Source organism: Streptomyces sp. NPDC051180, assembly GCF_040689545.1.
Classification (GTDB): domain Bacteria; phylum Actinomycetota; class Actinomycetes; order Streptomycetales; family Streptomycetaceae; genus Streptomyces.
In genome coordinates, this window is the sequence record NZ_JBFBBC010000013.1 from 118,096 (window position 1) to 136,947 (window position 18,852).

An 18,852-nucleotide genomic window follows, 5' to 3' on the forward strand; every position below is an offset into this window, starting at 1 on the left:
CGTGAGGAGCCGCCGGGTGACGAGCCTCGACGCGAGTACAGAGACCGAAGATTCGGGACCCGGCGGTTACGCGGCGGCCCGGCTGCTCCTTCTCCACGAGAAGGAGCGGTCCGGGCCGCCGCGCCGTACCGCCCTCGCCCGGCTCACCGACGACTGGCTGTCCGGCCTCTTCGCCGCGGCCGCACCACCCCGCGGGGTCGCCCTCGTCGCCGTCGGCGGCTACGGCCGCGGCGAACTCTCCCCGCGCAGCGACCTCGACCTGCTGCTGCTCCACGACGGCACCGCCGACCAGGCCGCCGTCGCCGCCCTCGCCGACCGGATCTGGTACCCCGTCTGGGACCTCGGCATCGCCCTGGACCACTCCGTGCGCACCCTCGCCGAGGCCCGCACCACCGCCGGCGAGGACCTCAAGGTCCAGCTCGGCCTCCTCGACGCCCGGACCGTCGCCGGCGACGCCGGGATCGTCGCCGCCCTGCGCACCACCGTCCTCGCCGACTGGCGCAACCAGGCCCCCCGGCGCCTTCCCGAGCTCGACGCACTCTGCCGGGAGCGGGCCGAGCGCGCCGGGGAGCTCCAGTACCTCCTCGAACCCGACCTCAAGGAGGCCCGCGGCGGCCTCCGCGACGCCCAGGCCCTGCGCGCCGTCGCCGCCTCCTGGCTCGCCGACGCCCCCCGTGAGGGCCTCGACGACGCCCGCCGCCGCCTCCTCGACGCCCGCGACGCCCTCCACCTCGCCACCGGACGGGCCACCGACCGGCTCGCCCTCCAGGAACAGGACGCCGTCGCCGCCGAACTCGGCCTCCTCGACGCCGACACCCTGCTCCGCGAGGTGTACGAGGCCGCCCGGACCATCTCGTACGCCACCGACGTCACGTGGCGCGAGGTCCACCGCGTCCTCAAGGCCCGCTCCGCCCGCCCCCGGCTCCGCTCCCTCCTCGGCGGCCGCTCCGGCGGAGGGAAGCCGCCCGTCGAGCGCACCCCGCTCGCCGAGGGCGTCGTCGAGATGGACGGCGAGGCCGTCCTCGCCCTCAGCGCCCGGCCCGAACGCGACCCCGTCCTGCCCCTGCGCGCCGCCGCCGCGGCCGCCCAGTCCGCCCTGCCGATCTCCCTGCACGCCGTCCGCCGCCTCGCCGTCACGGCCAAACCCCTCCCCGTGCCCTGGCCCGCAGAGGCCCGTGAGGAGCTCGTCACCCTCCTCGGCGCCGGCGAGGCGACCGTCCCCGTCTGGGAGGCCCTGGAGGCCGAGGGCCTCGTCACCCGGCTCCTGCCCGACTGGGAGCGCGTCCGCTGCCGGCCCCAGCGCAACCCCGTGCACACCTGGACCGTCGACCGCCACCTCGTGGAGACCGCCGTCCGCGCCGCCTCGCTCACCCGCCGCGTCGGCCGGCCCGACCTCCTCCTCGTCGCCGCCCTCCTCCACGACATCGGCAAGGGCTGGCCCGGCGACCACTCCGTCGCCGGCGAGACCATCGCCCGCGACGTCGCCACCCGCATCGGCTTCGACCGCACCGACGTCGGCGTCATCGCCACCGCCGTCCGCCACCACCTCCTCCTCGTCGAGACCGCCACCCGCCGAGACCTCGACGACCCCGCCACCGTCCAGACCGTCGCCCAGGCCGTCGGCACCCTCGGCACCCTCGAACTCCTCCACGCCCTCACCGAGGCCGACGCCCTCGCCACCGGCCCCGCCGCCTGGTCCACCTGGCGCGCCTCGCTCGTCGCCGACCTGGTCAAACGGGTCGCGGGCGTCCTCGCCGGCGAGACCCCGCCCGACCCCGAGGCCGCCGCGCCCAGCGCCGACCAGGAACGCCTCGCCATCGAGGCGCTCCGCACCGGCGAACCCGTCCTCGCCCTGCGCACCGAACCCGTCGCCGCCGAGCCCGAGGAGCCCGAGCCCGTCGGCGTCGAACTCCTCATCGCCCTGCCCGACCAGCCCGGCGTCCTCCCCGCCGTCGCGGGCGTCCTCGCCCTCCACCGGCTCACCGTCCGCGCCGCCGACCTCCGGGCCGTGGAACTCCCCACCGTCCTCGGCTCCGGCTCCGTCCTCGTCCTCGACTGGCGCGTCGCCGCCGAGTACGGCTCCCTCCCCGAGGCGGCCCGGCTCCGCGCCGACCTCGTCCGCGCCCTCGACGGCTCCCTCGACGTCCCCGCCCGACTCGCCGAGCGGGACGCCGCCTACCCGCGCCGGCGCGGCCTCACCGCCCCGCCGCCCCGCGTCACCGTCGCCGCCGCCGACTCACGCCTCGCCACCGTCATCGAGGTCCGCGCCCAGGACGCCCCCGGCCTCCTCCACCGCATCGGCCGCGCCCTGGAGGGCGCCGCCGTCCGGGTACGGAGCGCGCACGTCTCCACACTCGGCGCCAACGCCGTCGACACCCTCTACGTCACCCGCCCCGACGGCTCCCTCCTGCCCGACGAGGAGGCCGTCGACCTGGCCCGCGCCCTGGAGGCGGCGCTGCGGTGAGCCGCTGATCCGACCGCCCCCTCGCGCCGGATCGGGCGGGAGGGGGCACACACTTCGAGCGGCCGGATACCCTGGAGGGCAATCCGACCGCCCCCGACACCGAGGATCCGCGACCGCCGTGTTCGATACCCTCTCCGACCGCCTTGCAGCGACCTTCAAGAACCTCCGTGGCAAGGGCCGTCTGTCCGAGGCGGACATCGACGCCACCGCCCGCGAGATCCGCATCGCGCTGCTCGAGGCCGACGTCGCCCTGCCGGTCGTCCGGTCCTTCATCAAGCAGGTCAAGGAGCGTGCCACCGGCACCGAGGTCTCCCAGGCCCTGAACCCGGCCCAGCAGGTCATCAAGATCGTCAACGACGAGCTCATCGCCATCCTCGGCGGCGAGACCCGGCGTCTGCGGTTCGCCAAGACCGCGCCGACCGTGATCATGCTGGCCGGTCTCCAGGGTGCGGGCAAGACGACCCTCGCCGGAAAGCTCGGCCTGTGGCTGAAGGCGCAGGGCCACTCGCCGCTGCTCGTCGCGTGCGACCTCCAGCGTCCGAACGCCGTCACGCAGCTCTCCGTCGTCGCCGACCGCGCGGGCGTGGCCTTCTACGGCCCGCAGCCGGGCAACGGCGTCGGCGACCCGGTCCAGGTCGCGAAGGACTCGATCGAGCACGCGCGGACCAAGATGTACGACGTCGTGATCGTCGACACCGCCGGCCGCCTCGGCATCGACCAGGAGCTGATGCAGCAGGCCGCGGACATCCGCGACGCCGTCAGCCCCGACGAGGTCCTCTTCGTCGTCGACGCGATGATCGGCCAGGACGCCGTCAACACGGCCGAGGCGTTCCGCGACGGCGTCGGCTTCGACGGCGTCGTGCTCTCGAAGCTCGACGGCGACGCCCGCGGCGGTGCGGCGCTCTCCATCGCGCACGTCACCGGCAAGCAGATCATGTTCGCCTCCAACGGCGAGAAGCTGGACGACTTCGACGCGTTCCACCCGGACCGCATGGCGTCCCGCATCCTCGGCATGGGCGACATGCTCTCCCTGATCGAGAAGGCCCAGCAGACCTTCGACGAGACCGAGGCCGCCAAGATGGCGTCCAAGCTCGCGTCGAAGAAGGGCCAGGACTTCACCCTCGACGACTTCCTGGCCCAGATGGACCAGGTCCGCAAGATGGGCTCCATCTCCAAGCTCCTCGGCATGCTGCCCGGCATGGGCCAGATGAAGGAGCAGATCGCCAGCATCGACGAGCGGGACGTCGACCGCATGGCCGCCATCATCAAGTCGATGACGCCGGCCGAGCGCCAGGACCCGACGATCATCAACGGCTCGCGCCGGGCCCGTATCGCCAAGGGTTCGGGCGCCGAGGTCAGCGCGGTCAAGGGCCTCGTCGAGCGCTTCTTCGAGGCCCGCAAGATGATGTCCCGCATGGCGCAGGGCGGCGGCATGCCGGGGATGCCGGGCATCCCGGGCATGGGCGGCGGCCCCGGCCGGCAGAAGAAGCAGGTCAAGCAGGCCAAGGGCAAGCGCAAGAGCGGCAACCCGATGAAGCGGAAGGCCGACGAGCAGGCCGCCGCCGAGCGCCGCGAGCAGACGCAGGCGGGCGGCGCGTTCGGCCTGCCGGCGGCGGGGCAGACCCCCAAGGACTTCGAGCTCCCGGAGGAGTTCAAGAAGTTCATGGGCTGACGACCCCGAGGCGCCGGTGAGCGCGGGGGCCCGGGGCGGTGCGGAACCCCCCCCGGGCCCCTCGTCATCCCTCCGCACCGCCCGCGGCCCCCCCCCCCGTCATCCCTCCGCACCGCCCGCGGCCCCCGTCATCCCTCCGGACCGCCCGCGGTGCCGGTTCCGTCCCGCTCTTCGATACTGGGGCCACTGCCGCCCCGAGGAGAGCCACGTGGCCAACCCCGTACCCCCGCGCGACCGGACCGATCAGCCCTGGCGCTCGGAAGGGGCCCCGCCGCCGCCCTCTCCGAAGAAGCGCATGCCGGGGAGCTGGGGCAGCCTCATCCTCACCGCGCTCGTCGTCTACCTGCTGGCCAACATCGTCCTGTCGTTCTTCAACGACGGCGACGGGCCGACGATCTCGTACACCGAGTTCGACAAGCAGGTCGCGGCCGGCAACGTCACCAAGATCTACTCCAAGGGCGACGCGATCCAGGGGCAGCTGAAGGACAAGCAGCCCGTCCCCGACGGCGACGGCGACTACACCAAGTTCACCACCCAGCGGCCCGCCTTCGCCGACGACGACCTCTGGGCGCAGCTGACCAAGCAGAACGTGGTCGTCACCGCCGAGCCGGTCGTCAAGGAGCGCAGCTTCCTCGCCAACCTGCTCATCTCGCTCGCCCCGATGCTCCTCCTCGTCGTGCTGTGGGTGTTCATCGCACGGCGGATGAGCGCCGGCATGGGCGGCGCGGGCGGCATGCTGGGCCGCAAGACCCCGCCGAAGCCGGTGGAGCTGGAGGGCGGCAAGCGGACCACCTTCGCCGACGTGGCCGGCATCGACGAGGTGGAGGGCGAGCTGAACGACGTCGTCGACTTCCTCAGGAACCCGCAGGCGTACCGCGAGATGGGCGCCAGGATGCCCCGCGGCGTGCTGCTCGCCGGCCCTCCCGGCACCGGCAAGACCCTGCTGGCGCGGGCGGTCGCGGGCGAGGCGGGGGTGCCGTTCTTCTCGGCCTCCGCCTCCGGGTTCATCGAGATGATCGTCGGCGTCGGCGCCTCCCGGGTCCGCGAGCTCTTCGCCGAGGCCCGCAAGGTCGCGCCGGCCATCATCTTCATCGACGAGATCGACACCATCGGCCGCGCCCGCGGCGGCGGCTCCGGAATGGGCGGCCACGACGAGCGCGAGCAGACCCTGAACCAGATCCTCACCGAGATGGACGGCTTCACCGGCTCCGAGGGCGTCATCGTCCTCGCCGCGACCAACCGCGCCGACGTCCTCGACCCCGCCCTCACCCGGCCGGGCCGCTTCGACCGGATCGTCCACGTCAACCCGCCCGACCGCGGCGGCCGCGAGGCCATCCTCCGCATCCACACGCGGGAGATCCCGCTCGCCGGGGACGTCGACCTGGAGCACGTGGCCCGGACCACCCCGGGCATGACGGGCGCCGAGCTCGCCAACCTCGCCAACGAGGCGGCCCTCCTCGCGGTGAAGCGGGAACAGAAGGCGGTCACGCAGTCCGACCTCTCCGACGCCCTGGAGAAGGTCCAGCTCGGCGCGGAACGCCCGCTGGTGATGCCCGCGGAGGAGCGGCGCCGGACCGCGTACCACGAGAGCGGGCACGCCCTCCTCGGCATGCTCCAGCCGGGTGCCGACCCGGTCCGCAAGATCACCATCGTGCCGCGCGGCCGGGCCCTCGGCGTCACCCTCTCAACCCCCGACGCCGACAAGTACGCCTACACCGAGGACTACCTGCGCGGCCGGATCATCGGCGCCCTCGGCGGCATGGCGGCCGAGCAGGTCGTCTTCGGCGTCATCACCACCGGCGCCGAGAGCGACCTCGAACAGGTCACCAACATCGCGCGGGGGATGGTCGGCCGCTGGGGCATGAGCGCGCGCGTCGGCCGGCTCACCGCCATCCCGAGCGACGCCCAGCAGGCGTACGGCCTGTCGGCGGCCCCGTCGACCCTCGACACCGTCGACGAGGAGATGCGCCGCATCGTCGACGAGTGCTACGAGAGCGCGGTGCGCCAGCTCCGGGAGCACCGCGACCGGCTGGACGCGCTGTCCGCCGCGCTCCTCGCCAACGAGACGCTGGAGGAGGACGCCGCCTACCGGGCCGCCGGCATCGTCCGGACGGGCAAGGACGGCGCCTGACCCGCCCGGCCGGGCCGGGGCTACGCCACCCGGGCGACGACGTACCGGAAGACGTTCGGCATCCAGACCGTCCCGTCCGCGCGGACGTACGGCGCGAGTGCCTCCTCGATCTCCTTCTCGACCTGCGAGAGGTCGGTCGCCCGCACCGCCTCGTCGAAGGCTCCCGTGGAGAGCAGCCCGCGCACCGCGCTGCCCTCGTTCGCGTACCCGAACGGGCAGGCCACCCCGCCCGTGCCGACCGGCAGCAGCCCCGCGGCCGCCACCAGCCGGTCCAGGTCCGTCCTGATCCCCGGCAGGCGGTCCGCGAGGCGTGCCGCGACCCGCAGCACCGGCTCCGTGGCACACCGCTCCGGCGGACCCCACCCGCCGAGGACGACGACCGAGCCCGGTTGCGCCGAACGGGTGAGCGCCCGCAGCTCGGGCAGGCAGCCGTCCGTCGCGTGGAAGGCCGTGAACACGTCGTACGGAAGGTCCTCGGGCACCTCCTCCGAGACCGCGACCTCCTCCGGCAGCCGCTCCCTGGCGAGCTCCACGCGCGCGTGGTCCCGGTCCACGCCGGCCACCCGCGCGCCCCTCGACGCCGCCATGAGCAGCGCCAGACCGGAGCCGCAGCCGAGGCCGAGGACCCGGGAGCCGGCGCCCACGGCGAGGCGCTCGTACACCGCCTCGTAGAGCGGGACGAGCATGCGTTCCTGGATCTCGGCCCAGTCGCGCGCGGGGTGGTGCGGGACGAGCGTAGGTGTCATGGAAAGAGCCCCAATCCGTGCCTGGACGACAGCCCCCCGTAGTCAGGGAACTGCGCATCCCGGGCCGCGTCCAGTGCTCGCGCCGGACCGATCGCTCCGGGAGAGGGCCGGTGCGGGGCGCCGCACCCGGACCGGGTAAGGTCCGAGCGACACCGGCGGGTCCGACCGGTCGCCGCGCCGGCCCCGGCCCGCCGCGGCCGACCCCCAGGCCGGAGGCACTTTCCGAGGGGCGCGCGTAGCTCGGCTACGCGCCGGGGCGTATGCGCTACTACGCACCAGCTTGACGCCCCCTGCGCGGCTTCTCCGCAGATCGGCGCACTGGCCCTCGTCAGGACGCATCAACGGCAACTGACGGGTACGTGCAAAATATTTGGGATGCCCCGGAATGGAACCCGGGGGCACTTCGGCTCGTTGTACGCGACGTGAGCACGACACCACCTGTTCTCGCCGCAGAGCTGGCACAGGCGTGGGCCGACATTCAGCGGCACCACCCCGAGCTGCCCGACCTTGCCGCGCCCGAGTCCCTGATCGGAGAGTCCTCGTCCGCCTGCGGCGCCGAACTCTCCTTCGAACGACTGCTGCACGAGGCAGTCCACGGCATCGCCGCCGCCCGGGGTGTCCGCGACACCTCCCGTGCCGGCCGCTATCACAACCGCAGATTCCTCGCGATCGCCGAGGAGATGGGCCTCGACCATCCCGAGGAGCCGCACGCGAGCAGCGGCTTCTCCCTGGTCACGCTCAACCCGGAGGCGAGGCGCCGCTACCGGCCCACCATCGAGCGGCTCCAGCGCGCCCTCAAGGCCCACACGGTCGCCACCGCCGCGGACACCAAGCGCTCCTTCCGCGGACCGGCCGCCCGGCACGGTTCGTCCGGCGGCGGCGTCCGCGTCAAGGCCGTCTGCGACTGCGGGCGGAACGTGCGCGTGGTGCCGTCCGTGCTGGCCCAGGCCCCCATCGTCTGCGGCGGCTGCGGCAAGCCCTTCCGGATCCCGGAGACGGTGGGCGCCGCCACCTGAGCCGGCGGCGTGTGGCACAATGGCTAGCTGTACTCGACAGTCGCATAGGACCCCTCTCTCCTCCGGCTGACGCGTCCATCGGGCATCCGAGTACCGCAACCCCACGTGGCATCTCAAGTGCCCAACCACGTCAAGACCAGGAGACACCACTCCAGTGGCAGTCAAGATCAAGCTCAAGCGCCTCGGTAAGATCCGCCAGCCGCACTACCGCATCGTCGTCGCCGACTCGCGCACCCGCCGCGACGGTCGTGCGATCGAGGAGATCGGCCTCTACCACCCGACGTACAACCCGTCGCGTATCGAGGTCGACTCCGAGCGTGCGCAGTACTGGCTGTCCGTCGGCGCCCAGCCGACCGAGCCCGTCCTCGCCATCCTGAAGCTCACGGGCGACTGGCAGAAGCACAAGGGTCTGCCGGCCCCCGAGAAGGCTCTGCTCGTCCCCGCGACGAAGGAGGCGAAGCGCGCCTCGTTCGACGAGTTCGCGAAGACCCTCGAGGGCGGCGACGACAAGGGTGAGGCGATCACCCCCAAGGCCAAGAAGGCCGACAAGAAGGCTGACGAGGCCGAGGCCGCGTCGACCGAGTCGACCGAGGCCTGAGCATGCTCGAGGAGGCTCTCGAGCACCTCGTGAAGGGCATCGTCGACAACCCCGACGATGTGCAGGTCGCCTCGCGCAACCTGCGTCGTGGCCGCGTGCTGGAGGTCCGGGTGCACCCCGACGACCTCGGCAAGGTGATCGGCCGCAACGGCCGCACCGCGCGTGCGCTGCGTACCGTCGTGGGCGCCATCGGCGGCCGTGGCATCCGTGTCGACCTCGTCGACGTGGACCAGGTCCGCTGAACAGGTCGGCCACATCGGTTGAATGATGTGCCGGCACGGGCCGGGGAGGGCTTACGAGCCCTCCCCGGCCCGTTGTCGTTTTTCGTCGTACGAGCTGTGTGACAGGAGAGTGTGGAGCAGTGCAGCTGGTAGTCGCGCGGATCGGCCGCGCCCACGGCATCAGGGGCGAGGTCACCGTCGAGGTGCGGACGGACGAGCCCGAGCTCAGGCTCGGCCCCGGAGCCGTCCTGCTGACCGACCCGGCCTCCGCCGGGCCGCTGACCATCGAGTCCGGCAAGGTCCACAGCGGCAGGCTGCTGCTGCGCTTCGAGGGCGTCCGCGACCGCAACGCCGCCGAGGCCCTGCGCAACACCCTCCTCATCGCCGAGATCGACCCCGAGGAACTGCCGGAGGAGGAGGACGAGTACTACGACCACCAGCTCATGGACCTCGACGTCGTCCTCGCCGACGGCACCGAGGTCGGCCGCATCACGGAGATCTCCCACCTGCCGTCGCAGGACCTCTTCATCGTCGAGCGTCCCGACGGCACCGAGCTGATGATCCCCTTCGTCTCCGAGATCGTCACCGAGATCGACCTGGAGGAGCAGCGGGCCGTGATCGACCCGCCGCCCGGCCTCATCGACGACCGCGCCGAGATCGTCTCCTCCCGCGACGCCGAGCAGGGTGACGACGCATGAGGCTCGACGTCGTCACGATCTTCCCCGAGTACCTCGAACCGCTGAACGTCTCGCTCGTCGGCAAGGCACGCGCGCGAGGACAGCTCGACGTCCACGTCCACGACCTGCGCAGCTGGACGTACGACCGGCACAACACGGTCGACGACACCCCCTACGGCGGCGGCCCCGGCATGGTCATGAAGACCGACCCCTGGGGCGACGCGCTCGACCAGACGCTCGCCGACGGCTACGAGGGCGGTGCCCACGGCCCGGTCCTCGTCGTCCCGACGCCCAGCGGCCGCCCCTTCACCCAGGAGCTGGCCGTCGAGCTCTCCGAGCGGCCCTGGCTGATCTTCACGCCCGCCCGCTACGAGGGCATCGACCGCCGGGTCATGGACGAGTACGCGACCCGGATGCCGGTCTACGAGGTCTCCATCGGCGACTACGTGCTCGCCGGCGGCGAGGCCGCCGTCCTCGTCGTCACCGAGGCCGTCGCCCGCCTGCTGCCCGGTGTCCTCGGCAACGCCGAGTCCCACCGCGACGACTCCTTCGCACCCGGCGCCATGGCCAACCTCCTCGAGGGGCCCGTCTACACCAAGCCCCCGGAGTGGCGCGGCCGGTCCATCCCCGACGTCCTCCTCAGCGGGCACCACGGCAAGATCGCCCGCTGGCGGCGCGACGAGGCGTTCCGCCGTACCGCGGCCCACCGGCCCGACCTCATCGAGCGCTGCGACCCGGCGGCCTTCGACAAGAAGGACCGCGAGATCCTCTCCATGATGGGGTGGGCGCCCGAGCCCGGCGGCCGGTTTTGGCGCAGGCTCGAAGACGTGGAAGAATAGGCCGCTGTCGTCCGTCCGGCGTGCGCCCCTGCCACAGGGGGAACGTCGCCGTACAGAACGGACGGCGCTCCGATTCACTTTCGAACGTACCGCTGATGACCTGTGGCATCGGCGAGGAAAGAGACCTCCATGGCCTCCCTGCTCGACCAGGTCAACGCGGGTTCGCTCCGCTCCGACCTCCCCGCCTTCCGCCCCGGCGACACCGTGAACGTCCACGTGCGCGTCATCGAAGGCAACCGCTCCCGCATCCAGCAGTTCAAGGGTGTCGTCATCCGCCGCCAGGGCTCGGGCGTCAGCGAGACCTTCACGGTCCGCAAGGTCTCGTTCTCCGTCGGCGTCGAGCGCACCTTCCCGGTGAACAGCCCGATCTTCGAGAAGATCGAGCTCGTGACCCGCGGTGACGTCCGTCGCGCCAAGCTCTACTACCTGCGTGAGCTGCGCGGCAAGGCTGCCAAGATCAAGGAGAAGCGCGACCGCTGAGCTTCGGCTCCCGGCACGCGCGACGCTTCCGACTCCTCGCACAGGCGGGCCGGATAGGCTCTGCCAGCGATGGACACCGAAGCACAGCACCCGGAGCGCGACCCCTCTTCCGACGAGGAAGAGGGGTCGCGCTCCGCGCGCGTTTCCGAGCCGCTCCGGCGCGCGCCGTCGTGGCGGCGCACCGCCCTCGTCGGCGGCGCCTGCGTGACCTTCCTGCTGCTCCTGAGCCACTTCGTGATGCAGCCGTTCCTGATCCCCAGCCGGTCCATGGAACCCACGCTCCAGGTCGGCGACCGGATCCTGGTCAACAAGCTGGCGTACCGTTTCGGCAGTGAGCCGCGCCGGGGCGACGTCGTCGTCTTCGACGGCACCGGATCCTTCGTACGGGAGGAACCGGAGGGCAACCCGGTCACCGGGCTCCTGCGGGGCGTCGGCGCCTCCCTCGGCCTCGCCGAGCCCGCCGAGACCGACTTCGTGAAGCGGGTCGTCGGAACCGGCGGCGACCGGGTCGTCTGCTGCGACGACGACGGGCGGATCACCGTCAACGGCGTCCCCGTCGTGGAGCGGTACGTGATGTTCGGCGACCAGCCGTCCAGCGTGCCCTTCGACATCGTCGTCCCGCCGGGCCGGCTCTGGGTCATGGGCGACCACCGCAGCCAGTCCAGCGACTCCCGGGACCACCTGGGCAACCCCGGCGGCGGCATGGTCCCCGTCGACAAGGTCGTCGGACGCGCCGGCTGGGTCGTCTGGCCCTTCGGCCGCTGGTCCGCCCTGCCCGCCACGGACGCCTTCGGCGCCGTACCGGCCCCGTCGGCCGGTGGACACGGGGCGGGGGCGCATGGGTAGCCGCGGCCGCCCCGCGCACGCCTCCGGAGCCGCCCCGGACGCGCCGCTGCCCGGCCGCGCCGAGCGGCGCAGGCTCGCCCGCAAGGTCAAGCGGCGCCGGCAGCGCTCCGCGATCCGGGAGATCCCGGTCCTCGTCACGGTGGCCGTCCTCATCGCCCTCGTCCTCAAGACCTTCCTGGTCCAGGCGTTCGTCATCCCCTCCGGCTCGATGGAGCAGACGATCCGCATCGAGGACCGCGTCCTCGTCGACAAGCTCACCCCGTGGTTCGGCTCCCGCCCCCAGCGCGGCGACGTCGTCGTCTTCAAGGACCCCGGCACCTGGCTCCAGCACGACCCCGCTCCGGCCGCCGACGACCCGATCGGCATCAAGCAGGCCAAGCAGGCGCTGACCTTCATCGGACTGCTGCCCTCGGCCGACGAGCGGGACCTCATCAAGCGGGTGATCGCCGTCGGCGGCGACACCGTCCGCTGCTGCGACAAGGACGGCCGGATCACCGTCAACGGCGTGCCGCTGAACGAGCCGTACCTGCACCCGGGCAACCAGCCGTCCGAGATCCCCTTCGAGGTGAAGGTCCCCAAGGGCCGCATCTTCGTCCTCGGCGACCACCGCTCCGACTCCGCCGACTCCCGCTTCCACCTGGACGAGGAGGGGAACGGAACGGTCTCCGAGGAGCAGGTCGTGGGGCGTGCCGTGGTGATCGCCTGGCCCTTCGGGCACTGGGCGCGACTGGAGCAGCGGCGGACCTTCGACGCCGTACCGGACGCCAGTGCGAGTTCCGCTGCCGCGTCCGGACTGTCGCATAGTGTGTCCCAGCGCAATCTGAACGGATTGCCCGGGCTCCCGACCCCTGCGGAACTTCTGCTCGTTATGGGAGTGGTGGGCCTGTCCCTGTTCCGGGGCAGGCGTTCGCACGGAGTGAGGAGTGGATGTGGGGGATTTGGCCGTCGGCGCACGATCCGGACACGATGAGCCCGAGAAGAGGGCCGACGAGGCCACCGGCGATGGTGTGACGGGTGACGACGTGACGGATGACGGGGTGTCGCACGACGACGCCGAGGACAGGCCCCAGGGCCCGAGGAAACAGCGATCCTTCTGGAAGGAACTGCCGCTCCTCGTCGGCATCGCCCTGGTCCTCGCGCTGCTGATCAAGACCTTCCTGGTGCAGGCGTTCTCGATTCCCTCGGAGTCGATGATGAACACCCTCCAGAAGGGCGACCGGGTCCTCGTCGACAAGCTGACCCCTTGGTTCGGCTCGGAGCCCGAGCGCGGCGAGGTCGTCGTCTTCCACGACCCGGGCGGCTGGCTCGAGGGCCAGGAGGCGCCCACGCCCAACGTCGTGCAGAAGTTCCTCAGCTTCATCGGCCTCATGCCGTCGGCCGAGGAGAAGGACCTCATCAAGCGCGTCATCGCCGTCGGCGGTGACACCGTCTCCTGCAAGGAGGGCGGCAAGGTCGTCGTCAACGGGGTGGCGCTGGACGAGACCTCGTACCTCTACCCCGGCTCCGTGCCCTGCCAGGACTCCTTCGGTCCGATCAAGGTCCCCGAGGGCCGGATCTGGGTCATGGGCGACAACCGGCAGAACTCGCTGGACTCCCGCTTCCACCAGCAGCTGCCGGGCGGCGGCACCGTCTCCAACGACGAGGTCGTCGGCCGCGCCGTCGTCATCGCCTGGCCGGTGAACCGCTGGGCCACGCTCCCCATCCCCGACATCTTCGACCAGCCGGGCCTCAACCAGGCCATGGCCGCCGCCCCCCTCGGCGCGGCCGGTCTGGCCGGAGCGCTCCCGCTGGTGCTGTGGCGCCGCAAGAAGCGCGTCGCGGGGCATACCGCCGGGTAGCAACCCGCGGGTAGGGTGCCGTCCCGGACCGTCGACAGACCTCTGGGGTGCACATCATGAGCGGAATCAAAGGGACCCAGGGCGGCCGCGGCCGCCTCGGCAGCGTGCTGTCGGGGCTGGTCGTGGCCGTCGGCTGTCTGCTCTTCCTCGGCGGCTTCGTCGGCGGCGCCCTGATCTACCAGCCGTACAGCGTCCCCACCGACTCCATGACCCCGACGCTCGACGTCGGATCCAAGATCCTCGCCCAGCGCATCGACGGCGACGACGTGCGCCGCGGCGACGTCGTCGTCTTCGTCGACCCGCTCTGGGGGAACGCGCCCATGGTCAAGCGGGTCGCCGCGGTCGGCGGCGACACCGTCGCCTGCTGCGACCGGGACGGCCGGCTCACCGTCGACGGCAAGGCCGTCGTCGAGCCCTACCTGCGGCCCGGTCCCGGCGGCCGGATCCTCGCCTCGGGCCAGGACTTCTCCGTGACGGTCCCGGAGGACAGCCTCTTCCTCCTCGGCGATGACCGGACCACCTCCCTCGACTCCCGCACCCACCTCCAGGAGGCCGGCCGGGGCTCGGTGCCCCGCTCCTCGGTCGTCGGCAGGGTCGACGCCGTCGTCTGGCCCGCCAAGGGCCTCCTGGAGCCGCCGACGGGCTTCGCCGACCTCCCCGGCGGCACGTCCACGCCGGGGCCGTTCCAGCCCCTCTTCACGGCGATCGTCGCCGGGTGTGTACTGATCCTCGCGGGCGCCGCGTACGGACCGGTGGCGCGCCTCATGAGCCGGCGGCCGGCCGGTCGGCGGCAGGCGAAGAGCGAGAAGGCGAGCGTGTGACGGAGAGCGTGCGGGGCGCGGAGGCGGGTTCCGGCAAGGCGGCCGCCGACGGGGCGACCCGTGGTGCGACCGACGGCGGCCCGGTGCCGGGGGCCGCGCCGCGCCAGGTCGCGCGGGTCGTGCTCCTCGACGCCGACGACCGCATCCTCCTCCTGCACGGGTTCGAGCCCGACGACCCCGCGGACAGCTGGTGGTTCACCCCGGGCGGCGGCCTGGAGGGCGAGGAGACCCGCGAGCAGGCGGCGCTGCGCGAACTCGCCGAGGAGACCGGCATCACCGACGTCGAACTCGGGCCCGTGCTCTGGAAGCGGTACTGCTCCTTCCCCTTCGACGGGCGCCGCTGGGACCAGGACGAGTGGTACTACCTCGCCCGCACGCGCGGCACCGAGTCCGCGCCCCGGCCGCAGGCCCTCACGGAGCTGGAGACCCGCAGTCTCGCGGGCCTGAGATGGTGGACCTCCGCCGAACTGTCGGTGGCCCGTGAGACGGTGTACCCGACCAGACTCGCCGAGCTGCTGCAAGGGCTGCTGGACGAGGGACCTCCGCGTGCACCGGTCGTTCTCGCCCCCGAAATCGTCTAGGGGCGCGCACGGCTGGCGCACAATGGGGGGACGCACGGCTGAAGGGGAACATGCCATGAGCGCCGAGGACCTCGAGAAGTACGAGACCGAGATGGAGCTGAAGCTCTACCGGGAGTACCGCGACGTCGTCGGGCTGTTCAAATACGTGATCGAGACCGAGCGGCGCTTCTACCTCACCAACGACTACGAGATGCAGGTGCACTCGGTCCAGGGCGAGGTCTTCTTCGAAGTCAGCATGGCCGACGCCTGGGTCTGGGACATGTACCGGCCGGCCAGGTTCGTCAAGCAGGTCCGCGTCCTGACCTTCAAGGACGTGAACATCGAGGAGCTCAACAAGAGCGACCTCGAACTCCCCGGCAGCTGACCACCGCACCCCTGCCGGTAGAGGGGGACCACTCCCAGGAGTGACCCGGTTCTCCACAGCCTCCCGGACGTCCACAGCGCCACACAGGGTCCGCGCCTCTCCGTCACAGTCGGTGACGGAGGTGGTACCGCATGAACAAGACCCAAGCCCTCGGACGGTACGGAGAAGAGCTGGCGACCCGTCGGCTCGTCGCGTCCGGCATGCAGATCCTCGCCCGCAACTGGCGCTGCGGCCGCACCGGCGAGATCGACATCGTCGCCCGCGACGGGGACACCCTCGTCGTCTGCGAGGTCAAGACCCGGCGCCTCGGCGCCTACGAACACCCGATGGCCGCCGTCACGCCCCGCAAGGCCGAGCGGCTCCGCCGCCTCGCCGCCTGCTGGCTCGACCGCAGCGGCGCACCGGCGCCCTCCGGCGGCATCCGCATCGACCTCGTCGGCATCGTCCTGCCCCGGCGCGGCGGCCCCGTCCTCACCCACGCCCAGGGGGTGGCGTGATGGGGTTCGCCCGCACCTGCTCGGTGGCCCTCGTCGGCGTCGAGGGCGTCGTCGTCGAGGTCCAGGCCGACCTCGAACCCGGCGTCGCGGCCTTCACCCTCGTCGGCCTCCCCGACAAGAGCCTCAGCGAGAGCCGCGACCGGGTCCGCGCCGCCGTCGTCAACTCCGGGGCGGAGTGGCCCCAGAAGAAGCTGACCGTCGGCCTCAGCCCCGCCTCCGTCCCCAAAGGCGGCAGCGGCTTCGACCTCGCCGTCGCGGCCGCCGTCCTCGGCGCCGCCGAGCGCATCGACCCGCGCACCATCGCCGACCTCGTCCTCATCGGCGAACTCGGACTCGACGGGCGCGTCCGGCCGGTCCGGGGCGTGCTGCCCGCCGTCCTCGCCGCCGCCGACGCCGGCTACCGGCAGGTCGTCGTCCCCGAACAGACCGCGGGAGAGGCGGCGCTCGTCCCCGGCGTCTCCGTCCTCGGCGTCCGCAGCCTCCGCCAGCTGATCGCCGTCCTCACCGACGAACCCGTGCCCGAGGAGGAGACCGCCGAGGAGGGCCAGCCCGACGCCATGCTCGCCGGACTCCTCGTCCCCGGCGCCGGGATCGGCACCGGGCTCGCCGCCGACCCCGCCGACGGGCCCGACCTCGCCGACGTCGCCGGCCAGCACCGGGCGCGCCGGGCCCTGGAGATCGCCGCCGCCGGCAGCCACCACCTGATGCTCTCCGGCCCGCCCGGTGCCGGGAAGACCATGCTCGCCGAGCGGCTCCCCGGCATCCTCCCGCCGCTCACCCGGCAGGAGTCCCTCGAAGTCACCGCCGTCCACTCGGTCGCCGGCATCCTCCCGCCCGGCGAACCCCTCGTCCGGCGCGCCCCCTACTGCGCGCCCCACCACTCCGCGACCCTGCAGTCCCTCGTCGGCGGCGGGAACGGCCTCCCCAGGCCCGGCGCCGTCTCCCTCGCCCACCGCGGCGTCCTGTTCCTGGACGAGGCCCCGGAATTCTCCGGCAAGGTCCTCGACGCGCTCCGCCAGCCGCTCGAATCGGGACACGTCGTCATCGCCCGCGCGGCCGGCGTCGTCCGCCTCCCCGCCCGGTTCCTCCTCGCCCTCGCGGCCAACCCCTGTCCCTGCGGCCGCCACAGCCTCCAGGGCGACGGCTGCGAGTGCCCCTCCTCGCTCATCCGGCGCTACCAGGCACGGCTGTCCGGGCCGCTGCTCGACCGCGTCGACCTGCGGGTCGAGGTCGAGCCCGTCACCCGGGCCGACCTCCTCGGCCAGGGCGCCCGGGGGGAGACCACGGCCACCGTGGCCGACCGCGTCCGGGAGGCGAGGGACCGCGCGGCGGCCCGCCTGGCGGACACCCCCTGGCGCGTCAACAGCGAGATCCCCGGCCACGAACTGCGCACCCGCCATCTCGCCGCACCCGGCGCCCTCGCCGTCGCCGAACGGGACATGGAGCGGGGCTTCCTCACCGCCCGTGGCCTCGACCGCGTGCTGCGCGTGGCCTGGAGCGTCGCCGACCTCGCCGGACACGACCGCCCCGACCACCAGGACATCGCCCTCGCCCTCGAACTGCGCACCGGCATCGCCCGCGGGGTGCCCGTCGGAGCGGGGGAGCCCGCATGACCGGCATCCCGTGCCCGGACGCCCGCACGGAGGAGCGGCTGGCGCGCGCGGCCCTCACCCGGGCCGTCGAACCCGGCGACGAGCACGCCGGCCGGTGGCTCCGCCGCTACGGCGCCGCCGGCTTCCTCGCCCGCCTCCTCCACCCCGACGCCCACGGGGAAGGCCACCACGACGAACTCCCGGAGGACCGCCCGGACACACACGGGGCACAGCCCCCGGGCGAGCGACGGGAGGAAGCGCCGGACGGGGCGCGGGGTGAGACTCCGGGCCGCGGCCCCTTCGCCGGAACGGGCGCGCGGCGGGTCGACGGCTGGCGGCGGCGCGCCACCACCGCCGAGCCCGCCCGGGACCTCGACACCGTCCACGGCCTCGGCGGCCGGTTCCTCATCCCCGGCGACACCGAATGGCCACGACAGCTCGACGACCTCGGAGACGCCCGTCCCCTCGGCCTCTGGGTCCGGGGCCCCGCCGACCTGCGGGCCTGGGCCCTGCGTTCGGTCGCCCTCGTCGGCGCCCGCGCCTGCACCCCGTACGGCGCCCACACCGCGGCCGACCTCGCCACCGGCCTGGCGCGCAAGGGCTGGGTCGTCGTCTCCGGAGCGGCCTACGGCATCGACGGCGCGGCCCACCGGGGCGCACTTGCCGCGGGCGGAGCCACCGCCGCCGTCCTCGCCTGCGGCGTCGACACCCCCTACCCCCGCGGCCACGACCGGCTCATCCGCCGCGTCGCGGAACAGGGGCTCGTCATCGGCGAGCTGCCGCCCGACAGCCACCCCACGCCCAGCCGCTTCATCCTCCGCAACCGCGTCATCGCCGCCCTCACCCGGGGGACGGTCGTCGTCGAGGCCCAGCACCGCAGCGGGTCCCTGGTCACGGCCCGCGCCGCCGCCCGGCTCGGCCGCCACACCATGGGCGTGCCGGGCCCCGTCACCAGCGCCCTCTCCGCGGGCGTCCACGAACTCCTGCGCGGCGACGCCGTCCTCGTCACCGACGCCGACGAGATCGTCGAACTCGTCGGCGCCATGGGCCAGCTCGCCCCCGCCCGCCGCGGACCCGTCCTGCCGCGCGACCTCCTCGCCCCCGCCGCGGCACAGGTCCTGGAGGCCGTACCGGCCCGCGGCCCGACCCCCGCCACCGTCATCGCCCGCCGCGCGGGTACCCCTCCCGACGACACCCTCGCCAAGCTGTACGAACTCCACTCCCTGGGCTTCGTCGAACGCCACGGGGAGGGATGGCGGTTGACGAACACCGCCACTCAAGCCTCGAACGCACGGCGAGGCGGTACTTGACCTGGAGCATTCGGGTGAAAGGGTGACCCCGATGAACAATCGAGTTCTCTCGGCCGCACCCGAGGGGCCGACACGCGCCACGGCCCGGGTTCGAAGATGCGACCGACGGCGTCCACCCGGAGCGGCGCGATCCGCCGATGTTCGCTCACCGCGACCGCA

19 protein-coding genes are annotated in these 18,852 nt (G+C 73.1%); 18 read left to right on the top strand and 1 reads right to left on the bottom strand.

Annotated features, from left to right (window positions below):
• Positions 1-16 precede the first annotated feature (16 nt).
• The 3 genes from AB0424_RS23185 (at position 17) to ftsH (ending at position 6,267) form a co-directional block, all read left to right on the top strand.
• Entirely contained in the window at positions 17-2,464 is a 2,448-nt protein-coding gene (locus AB0424_RS23185; RefSeq protein WP_366308323.1) for a [protein-PII] uridylyltransferase, read from the top strand.
• Between the two features lie 118 nt (positions 2,465-2,582).
• Positions 2,583-4,136 (top strand): signal recognition particle protein, encoded by a 1,554-nt coding sequence (gene ffh, locus AB0424_RS23190; RefSeq protein ID WP_366308325.1) that lies wholly within the window; start codon positions 2,583-2,585, stop codon positions 4,134-4,136.
• 208 nt (positions 4,137-4,344) lie between these two features.
• The gene (ftsH, locus tag AB0424_RS23195) at positions 4,345-6,267 is read left to right on the top strand and encodes an ATP-dependent zinc metalloprotease FtsH (protein WP_366308327.1); all 1,923 of its coding nucleotides are present in this window, start codon (positions 4,345-4,347) and stop codon (positions 6,265-6,267) included.
• 20 nt (positions 6,268-6,287) lie between these two features.
• Here ftsH and AB0424_RS23200 read toward each other — a convergent pair whose 3' ends face one another.
• On the bottom strand, positions 6,288-7,013 hold the full coding sequence (locus AB0424_RS23200; protein WP_366308329.1) for a methyltransferase domain-containing protein: 726 nt from the start codon (positions 7,011-7,013) through the stop codon (positions 6,288-6,290).
• 422 nt (positions 7,014-7,435) lie between these two features.
• On the opposite strand from AB0424_RS23200, the gene AB0424_RS23205 reads away from it, so the two are divergent.
• The 15 genes from AB0424_RS23205 (at position 7,436) to dprA (ending at position 18,693) form a co-directional block, all read left to right on the top strand.
• Positions 7,436-8,029, top strand: coding sequence for a hypothetical protein (locus AB0424_RS23205; protein WP_033204778.1), 594 nt, complete (start codon positions 7,436-7,438; stop codon positions 8,027-8,029).
• Between the two features lie 154 nt (positions 8,030-8,183).
• The gene (gene rpsP / locus AB0424_RS23210; RefSeq protein ID WP_015036470.1) at positions 8,184-8,627 is read left to right on the top strand and encodes a 30S ribosomal protein S16; all 444 of its coding nucleotides are present in this window, start codon (positions 8,184-8,186) and stop codon (positions 8,625-8,627) included.
• Positions 8,628-8,629: 2 nt separating this feature from the next.
• Complete coding sequence (locus AB0424_RS23215) at positions 8,630-8,869, top strand: RNA-binding protein (protein ID WP_005311361.1); 240 nt, start codon at positions 8,630-8,632, stop codon at positions 8,867-8,869.
• Positions 8,870-8,988: 119 nt separating this feature from the next.
• A complete protein-coding gene (rimM, locus tag AB0424_RS23220; protein ID WP_366308332.1) occupies positions 8,989-9,546 on the top strand; it encodes a ribosome maturation factor RimM in 558 nt (185 codons plus the stop codon).
• Entirely contained in the window at positions 9,543-10,364 is an 822-nt protein-coding gene (gene trmD, locus AB0424_RS23225; protein WP_366308334.1) for a tRNA (guanosine(37)-N1)-methyltransferase TrmD, read from the top strand. The genes rimM and trmD overlap by 4 nt, the downstream gene beginning before the upstream one ends.
• A 129-nt stretch (positions 10,365-10,493) precedes the next feature.
• A complete protein-coding gene (gene rplS / locus AB0424_RS23230) occupies positions 10,494-10,844 on the top strand; it encodes a 50S ribosomal protein L19 (RefSeq protein WP_015036473.1) in 351 nt (116 codons plus the stop codon).
• Positions 10,845-10,913: 69 nt separating this feature from the next.
• Positions 10,914-11,690, top strand: a complete 777-nt coding sequence (lepB, locus tag AB0424_RS23235) for a signal peptidase I (RefSeq protein ID WP_366308336.1) — start codon at positions 10,914-10,916, stop codon at positions 11,688-11,690.
• Positions 11,683-12,660 carry a signal peptidase I gene (lepB, locus tag AB0424_RS23240; protein WP_366308337.1) on the top strand — a complete coding sequence of 326 codons (978 nt, stop codon included), beginning with the start codon at positions 11,683-11,685 and terminating at the stop codon, positions 12,658-12,660. The genes lepB (AB0424_RS23235) and lepB (AB0424_RS23240) overlap by 8 nt, the downstream gene beginning before the upstream one ends.
• Positions 12,629-13,528 carry a signal peptidase I gene (gene lepB / locus AB0424_RS23245; protein WP_366308482.1) on the top strand — a complete coding sequence of 300 codons (900 nt, stop codon included), beginning with the start codon at positions 12,629-12,631 and terminating at the stop codon, positions 13,526-13,528. Before lepB (AB0424_RS23240) ends, lepB (AB0424_RS23245) begins: the two co-directional genes overlap by 32 nt.
• Before the next feature lie 56 nt (positions 13,529-13,584).
• Positions 13,585-14,349 (top strand): signal peptidase I, encoded by a 765-nt coding sequence (gene lepB, locus AB0424_RS23250; protein ID WP_366308339.1) that lies wholly within the window; start codon positions 13,585-13,587, stop codon positions 14,347-14,349.
• An 83-nt stretch (positions 14,350-14,432) separates the two neighbouring features.
• Positions 14,433-14,930: an NUDIX hydrolase gene (locus AB0424_RS23255; protein ID WP_366308484.1), complete on the top strand. Its 498-nt coding sequence runs from the start codon at positions 14,433-14,435 to the stop codon at positions 14,928-14,930.
• 55 nt (positions 14,931-14,985) lie between these two features.
• The gene (locus AB0424_RS23260) at positions 14,986-15,294 is read left to right on the top strand and encodes a DUF2469 domain-containing protein (RefSeq protein ID WP_005311352.1); all 309 of its coding nucleotides are present in this window, start codon (positions 14,986-14,988) and stop codon (positions 15,292-15,294) included.
• A 131-nt stretch (positions 15,295-15,425) separates the two neighbouring features.
• Positions 15,426-15,791 (top strand): YraN family protein, encoded by a 366-nt coding sequence (locus tag AB0424_RS23265; RefSeq protein ID WP_366308341.1) that lies wholly within the window; start codon positions 15,426-15,428, stop codon positions 15,789-15,791.
• Complete coding sequence (locus AB0424_RS23270) at positions 15,791-17,404, top strand: YifB family Mg chelatase-like AAA ATPase (RefSeq protein WP_366308343.1); 1,614 nt, start codon at positions 15,791-15,793, stop codon at positions 17,402-17,404. The genes AB0424_RS23265 and AB0424_RS23270 overlap by 1 nt, the downstream gene beginning before the upstream one ends.
• Complete coding sequence (dprA, locus tag AB0424_RS23275; RefSeq protein WP_366308345.1) at positions 17,401-18,693, top strand: DNA-processing protein DprA; 1,293 nt, start codon at positions 17,401-17,403, stop codon at positions 18,691-18,693. The genes AB0424_RS23270 and dprA overlap by 4 nt, the downstream gene beginning before the upstream one ends.
• Positions 18,694-18,852 lie beyond the last annotated feature (159 nt).